We start from the raw sequence: 19,998 nt of genomic DNA on the forward strand, positions 1-19,998 counted from the left end.
CCGATTGGTATCAACCGATCGGTCGGGTGCCGCGCTGAACGATCAGGTTTCACATGACGGACACACTCCATATCCTTTCCGTGGGCAAGGGCGGCTGGGGCGGAGCCCTGCTGCTGGCAGCTGGCGTGACATTTGCGCTGTCAGTCCTCGGCTTCCTGCTCGGCGCTCTCTTCGGCGCGGTTGCAGCAGGAGGCCGGCTCTCCACGAGAGCTTTACCGTCATGGGTCGCCAAGGGCTATGGCACGGTGTTCAGGGGTGTGCCCGATCTGTTGACGATCTACCTGCTTTACTACGGCGGCAGCATAGCATTGACTGAGATCGGTAAATTCTTCGGCAGCGCGGGCTTCGTCGGGCTGCCGACATTTGCGACTGGCGTCCTGGCGATCGGCATCATTTCGGGCGCCTATCAAGCCGAGGTCTATCGCGGAGCGTATCTCGCCGTCGATCTCGGCCAGTTTGAGGCTAGCAAGGCGCTCGGCCTGTCCCGGTTCCAATCGCTGCGTCTCGTCATCGTGCCTCAACTGATGCGGCACGCCCTGCCGGGCCTCGGAAATGTCTGGCAGCTTGTGCTCAAGGATTCGGCCTTGATCTCCGTGATCGGCTTGGTGGAGTTGATGCGGCAATCTCAGATCGGCGCGGGATCGATGCGGGAGCCCTTCGTCTTCTATATAGCAGCCGCGACGCTGTATTTCCTCATCGCTACCGTGACCGGATCGGTCTTCCGCTACGGCGAGGCACGGGCGTGGCGAGGCATGGTCCACGCATGATCGACTTCGCCTTCTTTGTAGAGATCATTCCCACCCTTCTCTCCGGCTTGCCGTTAACCTTGCAACTTGCGGGGTTGTCGATCGGAATAGGCTTTGCCTTGGCCCTGTTGCTCGCACTGGCGCAGCAGGGAAACCATCGGATGCTGGTCTGGCCCATACGCTCCTTCGTTGCCGTCTTTCGCGGCACGCCATTGCTCGTCCAGATATTCCTCATCTATTACGGCCTCGGCCAGTTCCGCCCCACACTTCAGGCAGTTGGGCTCTGGTGGCTGTTTCGCGAACCCTATTGGTGCGCCATCATCGCGCTCAGTCTCAATACCGCGGCCTATGGCAGCGAAATCCTGCGGGGTGCGATACAGGGTGTGCCGCGCGGCCTTGTCGAGGCGGCCTCTGCCTTCGGCATGACACGGCTCCAGACCCTGCGTCTCGTCGTTCTGCCTTTGGCGCTGCGCCAAGCGATACCGAGCTACAGCAACGAGATAATCCTCATGGTAAAGGGTACGTCGCTTGCATCGATCGTCACCCTGATGGAAGTGACGGGCATCGCCCAGGGGCTTATTTCGCAGACCTATCGCGCCGTAGAGGTTTTCGTGGCCGCGGGCGCGATCTATCTCACCATCAATTTTACGATCATCTCGGCACTGAACGCGCTGGAAACCTGGCTAACGCCTTATCGGGTCCGAGCCTGATATGCATCTGGCGTAATGAGGAGAATTGGCAAAATGCGCAGTGTCGAGGAGCCGAAGTGATCCGTTGCCGTGTCGTGTTACGCCATGGCAGCGCCGCATCCATCAGACCAGGGGATATTCAGACAGAATGCGTGATTTCCAGTTTCCCGGCCGCTCGCCGGTTCGTGCCACGCAAGCGGTTGCCGCGACCTCGCATCCGCTTGCGACCCTTGCCGCCATCGACATGCTGCGCGCCGGCGGCAATGCCATGGATGCCGCCGTCTGCGCCGCCGCGGTGCAAGGCGTGGTCGAGCCGCAATCGACGGGCATCGGCGGCGACTGTTTTGTGCTCTATTCCCCCGGAGGTCAGGGCGAGGTGCTGGCCTTCAACGGCTCGGGCCGCGCGCCCGCGGGCGCCACCGTCGACTGGTATCTGGACAAGGGTTTCAGCGAGCTTCCGAAACAGGGACCGCATGCGGTGACCGTGCCGGGTGCCGTCGACGCCTGGAGCCGGCTCCTGGAAGATCATGGCCGCAAGAGCCTGGCCGAGGTGCTGGCGCCGGCCATCCACTATGCCGAGAACGGCTATGTCGTGCATGACCGTGTCGCGTTCGACTGGGCCGAGCCGGAGACCGACCTGTCGGCGGACGAACATGCCGCGCGCATCTTCCTGCCGGGCGGCCAAGCGCCGAAGGCCGGCGACATCCATCGCCAGCCGGAACTCGCCGCCACTCTGCGGGTGATCGCCAAACAGGGCCGCGCCGGATTCTACGAAGGCGCTGTCGCCGACGACATGGTGCGCCGGCTCAGAGAATTGGGCGGGCTGCATTCGCATGAGGATTTCGCCGCGACCAAAGGCGACTATGTGGCGCCCGTCAGCACCGCCTATGGCGGCCATGACATCCATCAGATGCCGCCGAACAATCAGGGGCTGACGGCGCTGCTTATGCTGAACGTGCTGTCGGGCTTCAAGCTTGGCGGGCTCGACCCCAATGGCGCCGAGCGCCTGCATCTGGAAATCGAGGCCGGACGGCTGGCCTACCAGGACCGCGACCGCTATGTCGGCGACCAGGACCAAGTCCCGGTGCCGGTAAAACAGCTCCTATCCGGCGCCTATGCCGACCGGCTGCGCGCCGAGATCCATCGCGACCGTGCCATGACGCATCTGCCGCGCCTGGAGCTGCCGGGTAGCGACACGGTCTACATCTCGATCGTCGACCGCGACCGCAACGCCGTCTCCTTCATCAACTCGACCTATTATTCCTTCGGCAGCGGCGTCGTCGGGCCGAAGACCGGCATCGTGCTGCAGAACCGTGGCTCGAGCTTCCGTCTCGACCCGACGCACCCCAACGCCATTGCGCCCGGCAAGCGGCCGATGCACACGATCATGCCGGGCATGGCAACGAAAAACGGCCGTGTGGTGATGCCGTTCGGCGTCATGGGCGGCGGCTACCAGCCTTTCGGCCATGTCCATCTCCTGACCAACATGATCGACTTCGGCATGGACCCGCAGCAGGCGCTGGATGCGCCACGGGTGTTCTACAATGATGATACGGTGGAGGCCGAGCGCGGCGTTCCCACTGATGCGCTCGAGGGCCTGCGCAAGCGCGGCCATCGCATTGCCGAACCGCATCACCCGCTCGGCGGCGGGCAGGTTGTGCTGATCGACTGGGAGAAGGGCACGCTGACTGGTGCCTCCGATCCGCGCAAGGATGGGCTGGCGCTGGGATATTGAGGTGATCGCGAGAACCGGTTTCCGGACGTCGGCGCTGTCCCTCGTCTTCCGGGCTTTCTAGAAGCAGTCGTTTGAAACATAGTCGGTGACCATGAGCACGAATTCAAAAGACCTCTCCCGCCGTCTCGCCACCGGCGCCGATGACGCACCGGCGATCCTGGCGCCCGACAGAGCGACCCTCACCCATGGCGGCTTGCGCCGCCTGATCGCGGCCACGGCTGAGCGGCTGCACGCGCTTGGCATCGGCCGGGGCGACCGGGTGGCGATCGTGCTGTCGAACGGGCCGGAGATGGCCACCGCCTTTGTTGCCGTGGCGGCCGCTGCCTCGACGGCGCCGCTCAACCCCGCCTACCGCGCCGATGAACTCGATTTCTACCTCACCGATATCGGTGCCAAGGCGATCCTGGTCGCGGAGAACGAGACAAGTCCGGCGGTGGCGGTGGCCGAACGACTCGGCATCGGCGTGCTGAGGCTTGTCGTTTCTCCTGATACCCCTGCCGGCAGCTTCACCATCGAGGGCGCGGCGGTCGGTCCGCAAGCGGCGCCCGATATGGCGCAAGATGACGACATTGCGCTGTTGCTGCACACATCGGGCACGACATCGCGTCCAAAGCTGGTGCCGCTCAGCCATGCCAACATCGCGGCCTCCGCCCGCCATATCGGCGCAACGCTTGGCCTGACCGCCGATGACCGCTGCCTCAACATCATGCCGCTGTTCCACATTCATGGCCTGATCGCGGCGGTGCTGTCGTCGCTGGCGGCGGGCGGCAGCATCTACTGCACGCCGGGCTTCAACGCGCTGCGTTTCTTCCAGTGGCTGAGCGACTCGAAGCCAAGCTGGTACACGGCGGTGCCGACCATGCACCAGGCGATCCTGCCCCGTGCGGCCCGCAATGCGGAGGTTCTGGAGTCCGCGCGCCTGCGCTTCATCCGCTCGTCCTCGGCGTCGCTGCCGGCGCAGGTGATGGGCGAACTGGAAGCAACCTTCGGCTGTCCGGTGATCGAATCCTACGGGATGACCGAGGCCGCCCACCAGATGGCGTCGAACCGGCTGCCGCCGGGCCTGCGCAAGCCGGGCAGCGTCGGCGCCGGCGCCGGACCGGAGGTGGCTGTGATGGCGCCGGACGGTCGGCTGCTGACAGCCGGCGAGACCGGCGAGATCGTCATTCGCGGCCCCAATGTCACGGCAGGCTACGAGAAGAACCCCGATGCCAACGCCACGGCCTTCGCGCATGGCTGGTTCCACACCGGCGACCAGGGCGTGCTCGACGAGGATGGCTATCTCAGGGTCACCGGCCGGCTCAAGGAGATCATCAACCGTGGCGGCGAAAAGATCTCACCGCTCGAGGTTGACGACGTGCTGATGGACCATCCGGCGGTGGCGCAGGTGGTCACCTTCGCCATGCCGCATGACAAGCTTGGCGAAGAGGTGGCGGCAGCGGTGGTGCTGCGCGAAGGCATGAACGCCAATGAGAACGACATCCGCACTTACGCAGCGACGCGGCTCGCCGACTTCAAGGTGCCACGCAAGGTGCTGATCCTCGAAGAAATCCCCAAGGGTGCGACGGGCAAGCTGCAGCGCATCGGACTAGCCGCCAAGCTCGGGCTTTGACGATGAAGATCACCATTTTCGGCGCCGGCGCGATCGGCGGCTATCTCGCCGCCAAGCTGGCGATCGCCGGCCGCACCGACCTGTCGATCGTCGCGCGTGGCGCGCATCTCGAAGCGATCCAGGCAAACGGCCTGCGCCTGATCGAGGATGGCCAGGAAACGGTCGCGCCGGTGAGAGCCGCCGCCAAGGCCGAGGAGTTCGGCGTGCAGGATTGCGTCGTTCTGGCGCTGAAGGCCCATTCCCTCACCCCGGCCCTCGACCAGATCGCGCCGCTGCTTGGCGACCACACATCCGTCGTCACCATGCAGAACGGCGTGCCGTGGTGGTATTTCCATGGCGTTGGCGGGTCGCTCGAAGGCACCAGGCTGAACGCGGTCGATCCGGGCGGTGCGATCTGGCAGCGGATCGGCCCACAGCGCGTCATCGGCTCGGTCGTCTATCCCGCCGTCGAGGTCGACGCGCCCGGCCTCATCCGCCATGTCGAAGGCAAGCGCTTTTCGCTCGGCGAACCCTCGGGCGCGCGCAGCGAACGGGTGACGCGCCTAGCCGAGCAAATGGTCAAGGCCGGCCTGCAGGCGCCGGTGCGCGACGACATCCGTAGCGAGATCTGGGTAAAACTGTGGGGCAACCTCTCCTTCAACCCGATCTCGGCGCTGACCGGCAGCACGCTGGCCGCGATCGTTGCCGACGAAGGCACCCGGGCGCTCGCCCGCAGCATGATGCTGGAAGCGCAGGCGATCGGCGAAAGCCTCGGCGTGCGCTTCCCCATCGGGGTCGACCGGCGCATAAAAGGCGCCGGCGATGTCGGCGAACACAAGACCTCGATGCTGCAAGACCTGGAGCGCGGCCGGCCGATGGAGATCGACGCGCTGGTGAGTGCGGTGCAGGAACTTGGCCGGCTAACGGACAAGCCGACGCCGACCATCGACGCCGTGCTGGCGCTGGTGCGACGGCTGGCGGCGGAGCGCGGGTGTTATGGGTGATGGGGCGGGCGCGTTGGCGCCGCTGGCCTGCATGCGGCCGTTGCTAAGCGGCGGTGCCGGTTTGGGATTTGCGCAGCAAGCCCGTCGCGGGATCAAAGAAGGCTTTGACGGCGGCAGAGGTGTCGAAGCGGCCTGGCTCGAAGGCCAGCGCATCATGCATGGGAAGTGCTGCCGAGAACAGAAAACCCTGCGCGATCATGCAATCGAGCGACCGCAGGATCATACGGTCAGCGTCCGTTTCGACCCCCTCGGCGACGACCTCCATTCCCAGCGTTCGGCCGAGATCGATGACTGCCTTGACCAAGGCCTGATCTTCCACGGACTTGGCGAGATCGCGAACGAAGTCCTTGTCGATCTTGATCTTGCGGATTCGGCTGTCCTTCAGCGAAACCAGCGTCGAAAAACCCGTGCCGAAATCATCCAGCACAATCGATAGGCCCGCATCCGCCAGGCGTTCCAGCTTTTCGTCAACTCTGTCACGATCCACGGGCGCCTCTTCCGTGATCTCTATCTCGAGCATCGCTATGGGGATATTGTTCGTCTTGAGGCGGTCGAGGATCATTTCATCGACATTGCCTGCCTCGAGCTCGCGCGGCGAGAGATTCATCGCCACCCGAACATGCTGACGCCCGTTTCTCACAAGCTCTTCGATCATGGCGCAGCAGTTGAGAAACACCGTTTCCGTCAATAGGGAAAGCAGCCCGGTTTCACGCGCCGCGGTGACGACCTCAGGCGGGGAAATGGGGCCATGAACCGGGTGCCGCCATCGCAGCAGCGCCTCGAAGCCGACGACGGCATTCGTGTCCAGTCGCACCATCGGCTGGAACCATGAGCAAAGAGTGCCTGTTTCAATGGCCCCGCGCAGATCGCGCTCGATGCAGTGCTTGCGTTCGAGCCCGCGATCGAGCCTGGCATCGAAGAGACGGTATTCATTCCTGCCACCACGCTTGGCCGCATAAAGCGCGAAGTCTGCCCGCAGCAGCATCTCCGTCAATTGTGGTCTCTCCGATACGTAGATGCCGATCGAAGCGCCGACGCGCACCGAATTCAACGCCGGATCCGGATTTGCGATGGCCGCGATGATCGAGGATGCAAGTCCGTTGGTTGACTGCACGGATTTGCCGGCGGGAAACACCAGCACGAACTCGTCTCCGCCGATGCGCGAAATGGTTGCCCCTGGCGGCGCATGGTTCTCTATTCTGCGCGCAACCCTGACCAACAGGTCGTCACCGATATTGTGACCATAGGTGTCGTTGACGGATTTGAAGCCGTCCAGGTCGATCAGCATGGCCACGAACGGACCGTCGGCAAGTCCGAGCTGGCGGATGGCCTGCTCGAGCCCGTATCGGTTGAGCAGATTCGTCAGCGGATCCCGCCTGGAGTTTCGCTCCATCTCGGTGGCGAACGCCTTCGCCTCGTATTTGAGGCGGCTCGCCTCGCGGAAGCGGGCTTGTCCAAGAAGCGCACTTCTGACCATTCCAGCGAGAAAAAGCAGGACTGTGAAAGCCAATATATAATTCTCGACACCGCCTTTTGCTGAGAGGCAGCCGATGGTGATCAAAAGTGGCAGCGTCATGAAGCTGATCGAGGACGGGGCGTATGATGTTCCGTAGGTGACGGAACCTGCCGACGCGCCGGCGAGAACGATCAGATAGATTGGCGCCTGGGGCGTGGTGTAGCCATCGGTCAGCACTGCCAGAAAAGACCAGGCGATGCCCGACGCCAGAGCCAGCATCCCGTAGGCAGAAAGCCGTGCACCGACCGGTTTCAGCCGGCTGTCGATCTTGTCCGATTGGGAGAGAGCAAGGGCAATGCGTGCGCCATTTATCGTGCTGACCGCCGCAAACCACAGCACCGCAGCAAGGCCGCCGCCCGAAAGCATCTGCACGGCCAGGATCAGGGCCGAGAGGACCGTGCCTATAGGCATCGAAATGAAGATCCCGGTCCGCAGATCAGCCAACTGATCCCGGAGAATCCCGGCGTCCACGGATTCACCCTGCCCCTGAGGGGCGGACCCTTGAACAGGCTGCTCGGAATGCCTCATAGGGGCAAGTAGCTAGGCTAACGGGGTGAAAATCGCGTTAAGGATTTCAGCGGCTTAAGGGGGCAATCGCTCGATTTGCCTGGGAGTGACGCCCCTTCTTGTGCTCGCCCGCAAGAAGCGGACAGACGACATTCCCACCCTCAAGACGTCTGTAGCGAAATCTGGGTGAAGCTGAGAGGGTCAATCTCTCCTCCAACCCGATCTCGGAACTAACCGGCTCCACGCTAGCCGCAATCGTCGGCGACCAAGGCACCCCGGGCGCTTGCTGGCACCATGATGCTGTAGGCGCTGACGATCGAGCGCGGGTGGGTTCAGTTGGTGCTGGCTTTGGCGGTAAACCCGCACTGCTTCTGTTCCATATCGATCTGCTTGGTGATGCGAATGGCGTTCTGTGCGTAGGCCTCCGTCACGGAGCCGCTATTCACGGTCTTGTCCTTCAGCGGACTCACGCCTGCGCAGAGGTGGAAAACATGCGGCTCGGTGGACTTCGCGGCTCCGTTTTCGGGCGCGATCCAGTAGACGACATCCTGACCGGCGGGGTGGCTCGCATCCTGCGTCGCAGCCGTCACCGCGGCGCTGTCCGTGGCGATCGCCTGCGCCTGAGCGGCGACGTCAGGCGAACAGGCGGTGGTGGGCTGGCCCGACTTGATCTGGGTTGCGCACGCGTTCATATCCTGGGTGTACTGCTCGACAGACGGAGGCTTGAGACTGACCCCCGTTATCGCGGCGACCACGGCCAGTACAGCACCGAGGCCGCCGGCAACCTTCTTGGTCTGCGGGTCCATGTTCTTGTCGGAGAGGATCAGGAAAACCAGCGGGAGGAAGGCAATCAGCGTGATGATTGCGCCGAGCTGGTTCTGGAAGAAGAAACTGGCCGCGTCGGATGCACGGGCCGGATCGTGCCTGTTGGCCGCCTTCCACAGCAAGTTGCCAGCGATTGCGAAAATCGCGATGCCGACCAGAAGGCCGATGATCAGCGGCAGGTGTCCCTGGTCGAACTTGTTCTGGCGAAGCAGGATAATCCCGTAGATCTCGCCGCCGATGGCGACGATCCACGAGAGCGCGGCGAAAAGGCGAAGACGCGTGGCGGACGACTTCTGGCCCTGCGTCGCTTGCCAATCCTTGGTAACGTCTGGCTTGTTGTCAGTCATTGACCATATCCCCCGATATCGACACTTCCGCGGGCGGCGTCGGACCAGAAGGCCAACCACCCTGCGCAGCGTCATTCAACGAACGTCGCCTGCCTTTGGCGACGCGGTGAAAATGTGAGCGCCACAGCAGCCCTCATCCCCATCCATATTGCGCATCAGTGAGCCCGTCCATACCCACCGAGGCAGACGCCTTGGGTGCGATGGGCTCCGTTCTTCTTCACCGCCGGCTCGAACTTGACGCTGACTTGCCTCACTTGCCTCGCGATCCCCTCAATCGCACGCAGTCGATTGGAGCTGATCAGTCCTTGCCCGGCCGCTTGAGAAGTCGCGCATAAAGCTCTCCGACGATGCCGCGTCGGAAGATCAGCACGCAGACCATGAAGATCAGCCCGGTGGCGATGGTCACCGGAAAGCCGGATGTGGCAAGGGTGTTTTCCAGTCCGACGACGAGGCTCGCGCCGATGATCGGCCCGACCATTGTGCCGATGCCGCCGAGCAGTGTCATCAGGATCACCTCGCCCGACATCTGCCAGGTGACGTCGGTCAGCGTGGCGAACTGGAAGACGATCGCCTTGAGGGAGCCTGCCAGCCCGGCCAGCGCCGCCGACATGACGAAGGCGCCGAGCTTGTAATTGGCGACGGAATAGCCCAGCGAGATGGCGCGGTTCTCGTTCTCGCGGATCGAGCGCAGGATCATGCCGAAGGGTGAATTGACGATGCGCCAGATGGCGAAGACGCCGATCAGGACCACCGCCAGCACGAAATAATACATGTTCAGCGAGACGTTCAGGTCGAGGACGCCGAACAGCATGCCGCGTGGCACGCCCTGAATGCCGTCCTCGCCTTGCGTGAAGGGCGCCTGGACGCAGAAGAAGAAGAACATCTGCGACAGCGCCAGCGTGATCATGGCGAAATAGATGCCTTGCCGGCGAATGGCGAAGAAGCCCATGACAAGGCCGAGCAAGGCCGCGCCCGCCATGCCGAGCAGGATGCCGGCTTCCGGCGGCCAGCCCCAGACCTTGACGGCATGGGCGGTGAAATAGGCGGCGCCGCCGAAGAAGGTGGCGTGGCCGAACGACAGCAGGCCGGTATAGCCGAGCAGGAGATTGAACGCGCAGGCGAACAGCGCGAAACACAGCATCTTCATCAGGAAGATCGGATAGACCAGGAATGGCGCCGCCAGCAGCGCCGCTATGCCGAGCCCGACCAGCGTCCATTCAAGCCAGCCTGAGGTTCTGGCTGATGTCTCGCGCAGCGTCAGCCCTGATATGTCAGATGCCTCTTCCGACATGTCAGGCTTCCCTTCCGAACAAGCCGGCCGGCCGGACCAGCAGAACAATCGCCATGATGACGAAGACGACGAGGTTGGAGGCCTCGGGATAGAAGACCTTGGTCAGGCCTTCGGCGAGGCCGAGCATGTAGCCGGTGACGATCGCGCCGAGGATCGATCCCATGCCACCGATCACGACGACAGCGAAGACGACGATGATGAGATCCGACCCCATCAGCGGGCTCACCTGATAGATCGGCGCTGCCAGAATGCCGGCAAGCCCGGCAAGGGCGGAGCCGAGGCCGTAGGTCAACGTCAGCAGCAACGGCACATTGACGCCGAAGGCCTGGACGAGACGCGGATTCTCGGTTGCCGCGCGCAGATAGGAGCCCAGCCTGGTCTTCTCGATCAGCGCCCAGGTTCCGAAACAGACGATCGCAGAGGCGACAACGACCCAGCCGCGATAATTGGGCAGGAACATGAAGCCGAGATTGGTGCCGCCCGCAAGCAGCGGTGGCACGGCGTAGGGATTTCCCGACACGCCGTAACAGTAGCGGAATATGCCTTCGAGCACGAGCGCGAGGCCGAAGGTGAAGAGCAGGCCGTAGAGCGGATCGGTGTCGTAAAGCCGCGACAGCGCCAGGCGTTCAACCACCATGCCGAAGAGGCCGACGATCAGCGGCGCAAGGATCAGAGCGGGCCAATAGCCGATGCCGAGATAGGTGAGCAAGAGATAGCCGACGAAGGCGCCGAGCATGTATTGGGCGCCGTGGGCGAAATTGATGACGCGCAGCAGGCCGAAAATGACAGCCAGACCCAGGCTCAGCATGGCATAGAAGGAGCCGTTGATCAGCCCGACCAGCAACTGGCCGAGGAGTGCCTGGACGGGGATTCCGAAGATCATCGTCATGGCGTCCTCATACCCCCAGAACGTCGTGGAGCTGCGTCATGCGGTCAGCCAGTTCGCCGACCGGGAACCCGGCCACGACTTTGCCGTGCTCCATCAGGTAGAAACGATCGGCGACACGGCTGGCGAAGCGGAAATTCTGCTCGACCAGCAGGATCGTCATGCCACGCTTCTTCAACGTCACCAGCAGCTCGCCGATGCGCTGCACGATGACGGGAGCCAGGCCCTCGGTCGGCTCGTCGAGAAGCAGCATCTTCACGCCGGTCCGCAGCATGCGCGCGATCGCCAGCATCTGCTGTTCGCCGCCCGACAGCCTCGTGCCGGGGCTGTTGCGCCGCTCCTTCAGATTGGGGAAGAGATCGAATATCTCGGCGACGCTCATGCCGCCCTCGGCGACGACCGGCGGCAGGACCAGATTCTCGTCGACCGTCAATGTCGCGAAGATGCCGCGCTCTTCTGGCACGAAGCCGATGCCTTGATGCGCGGTGCGGTGCAGCGGCAAACGCATCAGATCCGCGCCATCGAAGACGACCTCGCCGGTGCGCTTGCGTATCAGCCCCATGATGGCGCGCAGCGTCGTCGTCTTGCCGACGCCGTTGCGGCCGAGCAGTGTCACCGTCTCGCCGGCAAACACTTCGAGATCGACGCCGTGCAGCGCATGGCCCTCGCCATACCAGGCGTTAAGACCGCGGACCGCAAGCAGGGGCGCGGGGCTAGTCATCGGCGGTGCCCATATAGGCGACCTTCACGCGTTCATCGCGGCTGACGGTGGCGTAGTCGCCGGCCGCAAGCACTTCGCCGCGTTGCATGACCGTTATCCAGTCGCAGAGATCGGCAACGACAGTCAGATTGTGCTCGACCATCAGAACTGCGCGGTCGCCGGCGACCGAACGAATGATGGCGGAAACCGTGGCCACGTCCTCATGTCCCATGCCGGCCATCGGCTCGTCCAAGAGCAGCACTTTCGGATCGAGCGCCAGGGTCGTGGCAATCTCGAGCACGCGTTTCCTGCCATAGGAAAGATCGCCGGCTAATTTGTTACGGGCATCGTCGAGACCGACGGAGCGTAAGAGCTCCACGGCGCGTGGCGTCAACCGATCGAGTGCGGCCAGGGAGCGCCAGAACTGGACGCCGAGGCCCGCCGGCCGCTGCAGCGCGACGCGCACATTGTCGAGCACGCTGAGATGCGGAAAGATCGCCGATATCTGGAACGAGCGCACCAGCCCCATCCGCGCCACCTTCGCCGGCGACGTGCGGGTGATGTCGTGGCCAAGCAGTTCGATCCGGCCGCTGGTTGGCGCCAGGAACTTGGTGAGCAGGTTGAAGACAGTCGTCTTGCCGGCGCCGTTGGGTCCGATCAGGGCATGGATGTTGCGGTGGCGGACATCGAGATCGACATTCCTGACGGCGACGAAGCCGGCAAAATCACGCCGCAGCCCGCGGGCGGACAGCACCACCCGAGGCTCGTTCGCGTTGAGGTCAGGCGGCGCCATGGGCCGCGCCGATCACTGGGCCGCCGTTGGACAGCCGCTGTCCTTCTCGCTCAGGAAGGCTTCTTTGCCGGGGATGGTGGCGAGATATTTGTAGTAGTCCCAATCCTTGGTGCTCTCGCTGGGCGCCTTGACCTGGTAGAGATACATGTCGTGGACCATGTTGCCGTCCGCCTGCACCTTGCCGTTGGTCATAGCGGCGTCGTCCACCGGCATTGAATGCAATTGCTTGGCGACGGCCTCGGTCTCGTCGGTGCCGGCCTTGTCGATCGCCTTCAGATACTGAGTCACCGCCGAATAGGTCGCCGCCTGGATCATGTTCGGCATGCGGTTGGTGCGCTTGAAGAAGCGCTGTCCGAATTCGCGGCTCTTGTCGTCGCGATCCCAGTAATAGCCCTCGGTCAGCACGACGCCCTGCGCGGCCTGAAGGCCCAGCCCATGCACCTCGGCCAGCGTGAACAGAAGTGCCGCAAGGCGCTGGCCGCCCTGGACGATGCCGAATTCGGCCGCTTGCTTGATCGAATTGGATGTGTCCAGACCGGCATTCGCCAGGCCGATGACCTTGGCGCCCGACGACTGCGCCTGCAGCAGGAAGGATGAATAATCGGTCGCCCCGAGGGGATAGCGCACCTCGCCCAGCACCTTGCCGCCGTGGGCTTCGACGAACTTGGCGGTCTGCTCCTTGAGCGAATAGCCGAAGGCATAGTCGACGGTGACGAAGAACCAGCTGTCGCCGCCCTGCTGCACCAGGGAGCCGCCGGTTCCCACCGCCTGAGAATGGGTGTCGTAGGCCCAGTGGAAGCCGTAGGGCGAGCATTGCTTGCCGGTCAGCTCGGTGGTCGCAGCACCCGTAACGATATCGATTTTCTTCTTCTCCTTGGAAATCCCCTGGACGGCGAGCGCGACCGAGGAGGTCGTCAGTTCCATGATGGCGTCGACCTGTTCGGTGTCGTACCACTGCCGGGCGATGTTGGAGGCGATATCGGGCTTGTTCTGGTGGTCAGCGCTGATGATCTCGATCGGCGCGCCCTGCACCTTGCCGCCGAAATCCTCGACCGCCATCTTGGCCGCCTCGACCGACCATTTGCCGCCGAAATCGGCATAGACGCCGGATTGGTCGTTGAGGATGCCGATCTTGACTTTCCCATCGGAAATTTCGGCGGCCGAGGCGGGGACCGCAGCCGCGGCGAGAAGCGCGGCGGAAACGAAATAGCATGCCTTCATGGTCAACTTCCTCCCATTGTGAATGCGACCGTCCCCCAACGATCATCAGCAAACGGTATTGAACATGAGCAAGATGAGCATGAACGGCAAGGGGCCGTTGCGGATTTCATGTTCGAAGCAGCCCTTCCTCGCCGGGAGTTTACCGCCGCAAGGCGGGCAGCCGAGCCGATTGGCTAGGTCACGCCAGCCGGAAGCCAGGGACGCAGCACGACGATGTGAACCGTGACCGGCGGCACGACAGGGTCGGCGCGCCCATTATCCCCCTATCTTAGTCAGGAGTATTGACTCGACCACCAGAGTGGCAGCGCTTAGATTGCGAATGGATCGCTAGCCTTACACGGAGAAGCCAACTGAGATATCGGAATGGCTTGGCAATGAATACGTCGATAACCGCTATTACCGTGACGCATAACAGCGCGCATACCGTGCGTGGCGCGCTTGCTCGCCTGCCTCCAGGGCTGGAGATCATATGTGTCGACAATGCAAGTACAGACGATCTTTCTGCTGCCCTGTCGGGCTTTTCCGTTCATCGTATTGATAATGCTGTAAACCTCGGCTTTGGGCACGCCTGCAACATCGGCGCGGCGGCGGCATCAGGGGAGTATCTGCTGTTCATTAATCCCGATGTGCGTCTTGGGACGGACGCCGTCGATGCGCTTGTTCAGGCGGCTGAACGCTACCCGAATTGCGGCGTCTTCGTGCCGCGCACAAACACGGTGGATGGGCGGCTGTGGTTTCGCGAGCAGAGCGAAATCGATCGCCTTTCCGGCGTGTCGCTGCCCACACGTATCCGGCAGGTGTGGGGGGATTGTTGCGTCCGCTTCGTCAATGGCGGCGTGTTCATGATCAAACGAACGCTCTTCCTCGATACAGGCGGGTTTGATGAGGATATCTTTCTGTATTTCGAGGATGACGACCTCTCGCATCGCCTGCTGCAGCGTGACGAGCCCATGATCCTGGTCAGCAGCGCGCATGCTGTCCACGACGTTGGCACTTCGGTTGCGCAATCAACCCGGTCACGGATCTTCCGGTATCGGTCGAAGATGCGCTCGGAAATCCACTTGCGCAAAAAATACGGCATCGCCTATAGCCCATTGGTGGACATCCTGCGCTATTCAACGAAAATAGGCTTCTATTGCCTGACGCTCAATCGAAACAGACTGATCAATTCGCTGGGCCGACTGATCGGTATATTTGACAGCATCCTTGACCGATCGCACGCGAATCGGAACAGCGGCTATGTCGCCTGACGTTGCCGTCACCAGGGTTGCCTTGCCTGATGTCCTGCCCCGCGAGCCGCGGAAAGGCGACGGCGTCGACCCAAACAGTCCCGTGAGCGAAATCCACATCGACGCGCCGGGACGCTACATCGTCGAGCTTTCGCCGACATACAGGCGGATGCCGTTTCTCGGGGTCAATGTTCGCCGCCCAGGATATGCCGACAGGGTCGTCTATGTGCCGGTTACCAAGCGGACGTCCTATCTGCTCAAAAGCAGCGAAGGCAGCCTGGTGTTGCAATTCGATGGAAGCGAGATCGTTGCCGCAAGCATCCGCCCCCTGACGATCAGGGATCTTGGCACAGTGTTGCGCCGCCGTCGTCGCCAGAAACGATTTGAACTGCCGCTGGGCCAAGGCATTGTGCTGCGCCCTCTCCTGCATATTGCGGGACAGGAAGGGCGCGACTTGACCCATTCGCTCAAGAGCATCGCCGCCTGGGGCTTTGGGGTGGCAAGTAGCAATCTGCAGAAGACCCTGTCGCGGCACTTTGAAGGCCCCTCGATCCGACCTCCGGAACGCCCGCCCATCGCCGAGCCGAAGATCGCTGTTGCGTTGCATCTGCACTATCCCGATCTCTGGCCCGAATTCGAGGCGTTGCTGGAGGCGATCGGTCGTCCGTTCCATCTCATCCTCACACTGACCCGACCCGATGCGGCACTCGCGCAACGCGTCCAGGCACGATTTCGGAACGCCGAGATCATTGTCTATGACAATCGCGGTCGCGACGTCGGTCCCTTCATCCAACTGCTGCGCGAAGGACGGCTCGATCCCTTCGATCTAATCTGCAAACTGCACGGCAAGAAGTCGGATCTGAGTGGACCGCGGATGATCCTTGGTGAGGTCTGGCGCCAGGCGAGTGTCTTCGACCTGATCGGATCCCGCGACGTGGTTGACCGCATCGTCGCCGAGTTCGAGCGTTCGCGGGAGACGGAGATGATCGGGTCCCGTCGCTTTCGATTGCCCAATGAATGGAAGAGCGAGGACGCCGCGTGGGGCAAGAACAAGGCGATGATTCTCAACCTGCTGGAGACGATGGGGGTGGCGACTGACTGCCGCCTCGACTTCTTTGCCGGAACGATGTTCTGGGTTCGGCGCGACGCACTGGAACCTCTCAAGCAGCTTGATCTGTCCCTGGCGTCATTTCCCAGCGAGACAGGTCAGCAAGACGGCACACTGCAGCATGCGCTCGAGCGGATACTCGGAATGATCTGCACGAAGATCTCCGGAACTGCCTGGGACGATGAAAATGCAGCCTGATCCCCGCGAGGCAGACGCGATTGAATAGATCCCACTTGATGGTCTTTGTAAGATCGAGCACCAGCAGGAAGCGGTGGAAGAGATTTCGGATTTGGCAACGGATTCGCGCCAGCGGACAGTTCGATGAGCCATGGTATCTGGCTCAAAATCCCGATGTAGCCGCGAGCGGGATCGACCCCATCCTCCACTACATCGATCATGGCGTCGCCGAGTCGCGAAACCCGAATCCGGCTTTCGACACCGAGTACTATCTGGCCAGGTATCCCGACGTCGCCGTCGCGGCGCTGAATCCGTTCGATCACTACGTTCGTTTCGGCAGGAATGAACAGCGCGAGACCCGGCGCGCTCCGGCAGCACATTGGGTAATGGCCGCCAGCCGCGGCATCCAAAGGCCCGCCACCTATGTGCCGCGATCCAGCGAGAGGCGACCCGCCGCTTTGCGCGCCCGCGTCATCGCCTTTTACCTGCCGCAGTTCCACCCGATCCCTGAAAATGATGCCTTTTGGGGAAAGGGCTTCACGGAATGGACGAATGTGACACGCGCCGTGCCACAGTTCGACGGTCATTATCAGCCCCGACTGCCGGCGGATCTCGGCTTCTATGATTTGCGGGTGAAGGATATCCAGAAGGAGCAGATCGAGATCGCCATGCAATATGGCATTTCGGGCTTCTGTTTTCACTTCTACTGGTTCAACGGCAAGCGTGTCCTTGAGATGCCGATCGCCCAGTTTGTCGAAAACGACTCGCACGAGATGGGCTTCTGCATCAACTGGGCAAACGAGCACTGGAGCCGCCGTTGGGATGGGCGCGACCAGGAAGTCTTGATCCCACAATCGCACTCACCCGAGGACGACCTGGCTTTCATCGAATACGCATCCGGCTATTTCCGTGACCGGCGCTACATCCGTATCGACGGCAAGCCACTGCTTATGGTCTACCGGCCCGGATTGTTTCCGTCAGCAGCGGAAACGGCACAGCGCTGGAGAACCTATTGCAGGGACGCCGGCATAGGCGAGATTTTTCTTGCCTATCCGCAGTCATTCGCCACGGTTGATCCCGCCGAATTTGGGTTCGACGCCGCTGTCGAGTTTCCGCCAAATCTCGGAACGTTTCCCGAGGTCAGCGCCTCCATCCCAAATCTCAAGAGCGGCTTCACGGGAAGGATCTATGACTGGGCGGAGCTTGCCGATCGCAGTCGCGCCTACCCACAGGCCCCCTACACGCTATTTCGCGGACTTTGCCCTTCCTGGGATAACACGGCAAGGAGAATGGAGGCCGCCAGCATTCTGGTTAACGCGTCGCCCTCCCGCTACGGAGAATGGCTCGCCAACGCGGTCGACGATACATGCGAGCGTTTTACCAATTTCGACAGCCGCCTGATCTTCGTCAATGCCTGGAACGAGTGGGCGGAGGGAGCCTATCTCGAACCTGATGCGCGCTACGGCTACGCCTATCTGCAGGAGACGCGGGACGTCCTGTCGGCGCCGCCGGCGGCCGGCAAATCGCCCAGGGGTCCGTCATGGCGCGTTTTGTTCGTCTCACACGATGCGGCTCTCGGTGGAGCGCAGGCATCGTTGCTCGACATCATCCAATGGCTGCAATCGCACACGGACCTGGAGATCAAGGTGCTGTGCCTGGCAGGCGGTGAACGGCTGGAACAGTTTCGACGCATCGTCGATACCGTCGTTCTGGACGATCTGGTTTCGCAGACCGGGACGACCGCCACGAGGCTGGCCCGCATCACCGCCTGGTACGGTGGCAGGCCGGACCTCATCTATTGCAACAGTCTGGCCACCGGCCGTGTGCACGGGCTGCTTGGTGAACTGGGCATTCCTATCCTGACGCATGCCAGGGAATTGTCGACGAGCATGGCCCGATACGCCAAGGACGACACGAGGGATGTCGTTTCCCACACGCGGAGATTCATAGCGTGTTCCCCAAGTGTCCGGGATTATCTGGCAACCGAGTACAAGGTCGAAACGAACGCCATAGACGTCATTCCAAGTGCGGTTCCTCAAACCGACGCCGATCACAGTCGTACGGAAATCCAGCGCCTTGAAAGTCGCCAACGCGCCGGCTGGCCGGTGGACAAGACCATCGTGCTGGGATCCGGCCTCGGAATGCCATTCCGCAAAGGTGCCGACCTCTTTATCGAGGTGGCCCGCATTCTTCGTGCTCGCGGGGTTGAAGACTATCATTTCTACTGGCTCGGTTCGTTACCGGAGCGGGAACGGGATGAGGCTCTCGGTACGTGGTCGCAGCAACTCGACAGGTTGCAGGCGGACGGGCTGGACGAAAAGGTCACATTTCTGGGCGATGTAGAGGATGTGCGCGGCCATCTGCTGGGCGCCGATCTTTTTCTTCTGACCTCCCGCGAAGAGCCGTTCGGCCGCGTCATGCTGGAGGCGGCATTTGCCGAATTGCCGGTGATCTGCTTCGCAGGCAGCGGCGGGGCACCGGATTTCGTCGAAGACGATGCCGGTATCATCGTCGAATGGGCCGATCCCGCCGCGATGGCCGATGCGACGCTGAAACTGATCCGGGACAAGCCGTTGCGGATGCAGCTCGGCAAACAGGCGGGCGCCAAGGCAAGGCGGCATTATTCCACCGATCGGGTCTTTCCGCGACTGCTGTCTGTCATGCGGAAGGTCGCAGGCAAGCCGCCCGCGGTCTCGATCATCGTGCCGAACTACAATTACGCCCGCTACCTGCGCGAGCGCATGGACAGTATTCTGGGGCAGTCCTTCCAGGATTTTGAACTCATCATCCTGGACGATGCCTCGACGGACGATAGCCAATCGATTCTGGATTACTATGCCGGCGTCCATGGCACACGGGTCATCGTCAATGAAAGCAATTCCGGGTCGCCCTATCCTCAGTGGTTCAAGGGCATAGAGCTCGCAAGGGCCGATTTGATCTGGATCGCCGAAGCCGACGACGTATCCGACCCTAGCTTCCTCGAAACCCTCGTGCCCTTGTTCCGCGATCCAAGCGTGAGGTTTGCTTATTGCGCATCGAAGATCATCAACGATCGAAGCGAGATCGTCGGCGACTATCCGTCCAGCCCGTACCTCACAGATCTGTCCAATTTCAAATGGAAACGCAGCTACCAGGTTTCGGCGGAACACGAAGTCAACGACGGGCTGGGCGTCAAGAATACCGTCTTCAACATCAGTGCGGCGGTTTTTCGGAAGTTTGAAATCACGACCGATTTCGCCGAGCACCTCCTGTCCCTGCCTACGAGCGGCGATTGGTACTTTATCCTCGAGGCAATCCGTAACGGCTCCGTCGCCTACGAGTCCGCATTGCTCAACCATCACCGTCGGCACGAGGACAGCGTAACCAGCCTCATCTTGACTTCCCATTCAGAGGCCCTGCTGCGCACACGGCAGGTGATCCATCACCATGTGTTGCGCACATACGGGACGGATTTGGCCATCAAGCTGAAAATGGCCGAATATGTCGTACAGCTCTGGAACCGGCAGTTCCCCGGGCGCCCGGCGGAAGAGATGGAAAGCTTGTATTCGCTAAAGGCATTGGGCGAGTTCCCTGCGAGACCATCGCAGAGCAGTTCCCCGGTGGCGTGACCTGGCGAGGCCCTCCGAATCGGCT

The 19,998-nt window shown here is 62.1% G+C and carries 15 protein-coding genes; 8 read left to right on the forward strand and 7 right to left on the reverse strand.

Going from position 1 to position 19,998, the window contains the following annotated elements; genetic code table 11:
- Window positions 1–53: 53 nt before the first annotated feature.
- The 5 genes from AC1D05_RS16780 (at window position 54) to AC1D05_RS16800 (ending at window position 5,765) form a co-directional block, all read left to right on the forward strand.
- On the forward strand, window positions 54–767 hold the full coding sequence (locus AC1D05_RS16780; protein WP_056592763.1) for an ABC transporter permease: 714 nt from the start codon (window positions 54–56) through the stop codon (window positions 765–767).
- The gene (locus AC1D05_RS16785) at window positions 764–1,456 is read left to right on the forward strand and encodes an ABC transporter permease (RefSeq protein ID WP_023777791.1); all 693 of its coding nucleotides are present in this window, start codon (window positions 764–766) and stop codon (window positions 1,454–1,456) included. Before AC1D05_RS16780 ends, AC1D05_RS16785 begins: the two co-directional genes overlap by 4 nt.
- Window positions 1,457–1,583: 127 nt before the next feature.
- Complete coding sequence (gene ggt, locus AC1D05_RS16790) at window positions 1,584–3,170, forward strand: gamma-glutamyltransferase (protein ID WP_477442188.1); 1,587 nt, start codon at window positions 1,584–1,586, stop codon at window positions 3,168–3,170.
- A 91-nt stretch (window positions 3,171–3,261) separates the two neighbouring features.
- Window positions 3,262–4,782: an acyl--CoA ligase gene (locus tag AC1D05_RS16795; protein ID WP_477442190.1), complete on the forward strand. Its 1,521-nt coding sequence runs from the start codon at window positions 3,262–3,264 to the stop codon at window positions 4,780–4,782.
- 2 nt (window positions 4,783–4,784) lie between these two features.
- Window positions 4,785–5,765, forward strand: coding sequence for a 2-dehydropantoate 2-reductase (locus tag AC1D05_RS16800; RefSeq protein WP_477442192.1), 981 nt, complete (start codon window positions 4,785–4,787; stop codon window positions 5,763–5,765).
- 43 nt (window positions 5,766–5,808) lie between these two features.
- Here AC1D05_RS16800 and AC1D05_RS16805 read toward each other — a convergent pair whose 3' ends face one another.
- The 7 genes from AC1D05_RS16805 to AC1D05_RS16835 all read right to left on the reverse strand — a co-directional run bounded on the left by AC1D05_RS16805 (window position 5,809) and on the right by AC1D05_RS16835 (window position 13,851).
- Window positions 5,809–7,752, reverse strand: coding sequence for a putative bifunctional diguanylate cyclase/phosphodiesterase (locus tag AC1D05_RS16805; protein WP_477442194.1), 1,944 nt, complete (start codon window positions 7,750–7,752; stop codon window positions 5,809–5,811).
- Between the two features lie 368 nt (window positions 7,753–8,120).
- On the reverse strand, window positions 8,121–8,960 hold the full coding sequence (locus AC1D05_RS16810) for a hypothetical protein (protein WP_477442196.1): 840 nt from the start codon (window positions 8,958–8,960) through the stop codon (window positions 8,121–8,123).
- Window positions 8,961–9,258: 298 nt separating this feature from the next.
- Entirely contained in the window at window positions 9,259–10,251 is a 993-nt protein-coding gene (locus AC1D05_RS16815; RefSeq protein ID WP_477442197.1) for a branched-chain amino acid ABC transporter permease, read from the reverse strand.
- Window position 10,252: 1 nt separating this feature from the next.
- Window positions 10,253–11,140: a branched-chain amino acid ABC transporter permease gene (locus AC1D05_RS16820; protein ID WP_477442199.1), complete on the reverse strand. Its 888-nt coding sequence runs from the start codon at window positions 11,138–11,140 to the stop codon at window positions 10,253–10,255.
- Between the two features lie 7 nt (window positions 11,141–11,147).
- Window positions 11,148–11,858, reverse strand: coding sequence for an ABC transporter ATP-binding protein (locus AC1D05_RS16825; RefSeq protein WP_477442201.1), 711 nt, complete (start codon window positions 11,856–11,858; stop codon window positions 11,148–11,150).
- Entirely contained in the window at window positions 11,851–12,630 is a 780-nt protein-coding gene (locus AC1D05_RS16830; RefSeq protein ID WP_477442202.1) for an ABC transporter ATP-binding protein, read from the reverse strand. Before AC1D05_RS16830 ends, AC1D05_RS16825 begins: the two co-directional genes overlap by 8 nt.
- 12 nt (window positions 12,631–12,642) lie before the next feature.
- On the reverse strand, window positions 12,643–13,851 hold the full coding sequence (locus AC1D05_RS16835; protein ID WP_477442204.1) for an ABC transporter substrate-binding protein: 1,209 nt from the start codon (window positions 13,849–13,851) through the stop codon (window positions 12,643–12,645).
- A 374-nt stretch (window positions 13,852–14,225) separates the two neighbouring features.
- Between AC1D05_RS16835 and AC1D05_RS16840 the strand changes: the two genes are divergently transcribed.
- The 3 genes from AC1D05_RS16840 to AC1D05_RS16850 are packed head-to-tail and all read left to right on the forward strand — an operon-like array spanning window position 14,226 to window position 19,973.
- Window positions 14,226–15,101 carry a glycosyltransferase family 2 protein gene (locus tag AC1D05_RS16840; protein WP_477442206.1) on the forward strand — a complete coding sequence of 292 codons (876 nt, stop codon included), beginning with the start codon at window positions 14,226–14,228 and terminating at the stop codon, window positions 15,099–15,101.
- Complete coding sequence (locus AC1D05_RS16845) at window positions 15,091–16,386, forward strand: rhamnan synthesis F family protein (RefSeq protein ID WP_477442208.1); 1,296 nt, start codon at window positions 15,091–15,093, stop codon at window positions 16,384–16,386. Before AC1D05_RS16840 ends, AC1D05_RS16845 begins: the two co-directional genes overlap by 11 nt.
- 38 nt (window positions 16,387–16,424) lie before the next feature.
- Window positions 16,425–19,973 carry a glycoside hydrolase family 99-like domain-containing protein gene (locus AC1D05_RS16850; protein WP_477442210.1) on the forward strand — a complete coding sequence of 1,183 codons (3,549 nt, stop codon included), beginning with the start codon at window positions 16,425–16,427 and terminating at the stop codon, window positions 19,971–19,973.
- The last annotated feature ends 25 nt before the right edge of the window (window positions 19,974–19,998 follow it).

The organism is Mesorhizobium sp. P2_E9, assembly GCF_056403815.1.